Annotated in this window: 1 pseudogene; it reads right to left on the bottom strand. The window is 39.7% G+C overall.

Annotation, left to right across the window (positions count from 1 at the left end):
• A pseudogene (locus ACVC2P_RS00090) lies at positions 1-2,573 on the bottom strand (hypothetical protein); the annotation flags it as partial.
• Positions 2,574-2,809: the final 236 nt, after the last annotated feature.

The following is a 2,809-nucleotide window of genomic DNA, read 5'->3' as shown; positions in this document are numbered from 1 at the left end:
GTTCCTGCATTGGCATTGGCTTCTGTGATATAGTAGGTTACGATGTATTGTGCAGGGTCTAAATCGTTGGATGGGTCTGTGTCTAATTGGTTTAGTATTTCTGGCTCTTTTTCGGTTAAATCGAAACTGGCAAAGCCATCGGCATCATCGTCACAGACTTCTAATGGGGTGGGATCTGTTATTTGTGGGGTTGGGTTGACGATAAGTTGTAGTTCTACAAAGCTTGCACAGTCTGTTGCGATGGTTGAGCTTTCTATTCGTACATAAATGGTTTGCATGTTAACCACAATGTTATTGTAAATGCCTGTGATGGCATTAATGTTGTTTTCTGCATCGGCCATGGTTTCATGGTAAGTGATGACTAATCCTGCTGTTACTCCACAGGCCACTTCGTTATCGGCTTGGGTTAAATCGAATTCTCCAAAACCATCGCTATCTGGGTCACAGTATTCTAATGGTGTTGGGGTGCAGGTTGCTGGGGCTTGTTGAACGACTAGGTCTAATGTTGTGGTACCATAACAGCCGGTATTAATATTTTCAACACGTGCAAAGATTTGTTGCATGTTTGCTGTTGTATTGGTGTATGGTGATATTAATGGGTTTGCGTCGTTATCTGCATCGGCTTGTGTTAAGTGATAACTTACTGTATATTCTGGGTTGTTTCCTGAGATTTCTGCATCTTTTACGGTTAAATCAAAGTCATTAAAGCCATCGATGGTATCATCATCACAAATTTCTAATGGTGTTGGATCGACTACTGTTGGGTTGATATTTATTGTAAAATCGAAATTAATATTTGAGATAAAACAGCCTGTTGTATTGTTTTCTACTCTAACGTATAGGGTTTGTGGGTTAGTAATGTTGTTATATGGGCTGGTTAATGGGTCTACATTATTGTCTGCATTGGATTGTGTTTCGTAATAATTAATAGTAAAATCGGCTGCATTTTGTGTACCTAGTACTTGTGCGTTAAATTGTGTAAGGTCTATAACGGCACTGTCTGCGGTATCACTACAAATAACAACATCGTCTACGGTATTACTTTCTGGTATAGGGTCTACAACGATATCCATATTGGCAATACCAAAGCATTCGTTATTGTTTTCTACACGAATAAAAATGGTTTGTACAAATGGTGTGGTATTGGTATAGTTATCTGGTAATTCGTTAATTTCTAATTGTGCATCATTAGCTGTGGCGTAATAGTCTACATTTAGTCCTGCGGGTAGTACGGCTAATATGGCTGCATCTGCATCTGATAGTGTAAATTCTGCAAAGCCATCGTAATCATCATCACAGGTTCTTAATCCTGCGTTTCCTATATCGGTTGCTGTAACATCTAGAACGTACTCTGAGGTACGAAAACAGCCTGTTGTTGCATTTTCTACTCTTACATAGATTGTTTGTGGGTTGACTGTATTTGTAAATGGAAAGGGGTTGACTGCATTAGTACTATTTTGTGCATCGGCTAGTGTTAAATGGTGGGTATAGTTAAATCCTGTTGTGTCTCCACTTACCATAACATTTTCATTGGCTTCATTTAAGTTATATTGTGTAAATCCATCTGGTGTGCCGTCTTCATCACATTGTACTAGTGTTGCATTTTGTACTTCTGGCAACGGGTTAACGTCTAATGTTAGTGTTGATGTTGCATAGCATTGGGTGTTGTCTACGTTTTCTATTCGTATAATTAGGTCTTGTGTGTTTGCTGTTGTATTGGTATATAATAGTGGTAATGGCGAGGCATTAGCGTCTGCATCGGCTTGGTTTAAATGGTACGTTACGGCATATTGTGCTGCGGTTTGCGTACCTAATACTAATGGGGTTTGTGTGTTTAAATCGAATGCAACGAAGCCATTGGTATCATCTCCATCTGCTGTATTGTCACATACGCCATAGGTTAATGTTGGGGTTGTTGGCGAATCGAACACATCTATAATAAAGTTGTTGGTTGCATAGCAGGCTGTGTTATCATTATTTTCTATGCGGATGAATAGTGTTTCTGCTTGGTAAGCGGTTTGGTTGGTGTAAGGGCTTACTAGGGCATTAGCGTTATTATCTGCATCGGCTAATGAAGAGTGATAGGTTACTGTAAATCCTGCTGATGGTTGTGTGCCTAATACTGTTGGGGTTAAGGCTGTTAAATCGAAGGCCCATAGTCCATCATTATTGTCATCACAGATTAATTGATCTGCTACGGCATTGGCAGTTGGGGTATCAAATACATCTATGTCGAATGTTGTTGTTGCAAAGCATAGTGGATTGTCATTGTTTTCTACTCTTATTACTATTGTTTCTGCTTGGTAAGCGGTTTGATTGGTATATGGACTTGTTAAGGCATTGGTATCATTATCGGCATCGGCTTGATTGGAGTGATAGCTTACTGTATAGTCTGTTGCGGCTTGCGTACCTAATGCTGTGGCATCTAGTGTTACAAAATCGAAGGCCCACAGTCCATCGTTATTGTCATCACAGATTAATTGATTGGTTACTACATTTGCCGTTGGTTCATCGAAAACGTCTATAACAAAGCTTGTGGTTTCATAGCAGGCTGTATTGTTATTATTTTCTATTCTTACTACTATTGTTTCTGCGGTGTAGGCTACTTGATTGGTGTATGGACTTGTTAAGGCATTGGCATCATTATCGGCATCGGCTTGATTGGCATGAAATGTAATGGTGACGTCTCCTGCTGTTTGACTGCCTAATACCGTAGCTTCTATGGCTGATAAATCAAAAGCCCACAGACCATCATTGTTGTCATCACAGATTAATTGATCTGGAACTGCATTGGCTGTTGGGACTTCAT

Source organism: Pontimicrobium sp. MEBiC01747 (assembly GCF_053601635.1).
The sequence above is the reverse complement of the archived record's forward strand: the minus strand, read 5'-3'. Positions and strand labels throughout refer to the sequence as shown.